Source organism: Marinobacter sp. C7 (assembly GCF_022343555.1).
GTDB lineage: Bacteria > Pseudomonadota > Gammaproteobacteria > Pseudomonadales > Oleiphilaceae > Marinobacter.
On sequence record NZ_JAKQZH010000091.1, the window covers coordinates 1 to 525 of the forward strand.

A 525-nucleotide genomic window follows, 5' to 3' on the forward strand; every position below is an offset into this window, starting at 1 on the left:
AGCAAGGATGACGGTTGGGCGATCCTTGGTCTCAAGAGCTCGCTTGTAGGCTGCGTAAACCTTGCGGTAATCGTGGCCGCCACGTGGAAGCTTCCAGATTTCTTCGTCGGTCATGTTCTCAACGAGCTTTGCGGTGCGTGGGTCACGTCCGAAGAAGTGCTCACGAACATATGCGCCGTCGTTAGCCTTGAAGGTCTGGTAGTCACCATCGGAGGTGTTGTTCATGATCTCAACAAGTGCACCATCCTGGTCCTTCTCCAGAAGTTCATCCCACTCGCGACCCCAAACAACCTTGATCACAGACCAGCCTGCGCCACGGAAGAAGGACTCGAGTTCCTGGATGATCTTGGTGTTACCGCGGACAGGTCCGTCGAGACGCTGCAGGTTGCAGTTAACCACGAAGGTCAGGTTGTCCAGGTTGTTCAGTGCAGCCTGCTGGATGAGACCACGTGATTCTGGCTCGTCCATTTCGCCGTCGCCAAGGAAGGCCCAGACGTGCTGGTCAGAGGTGTCCTTGATGCCACG

General features: G+C 56.0%; 1 protein-coding gene. It reads right to left on the reverse strand.

What is annotated here, in order from left to right; genetic code table 11:
• The coding region (locus MD273_RS19360) for a thiamine pyrophosphate-binding protein (RefSeq protein WP_502846090.1) at window positions 1-525 on the reverse strand (525 nt) is incomplete at both ends.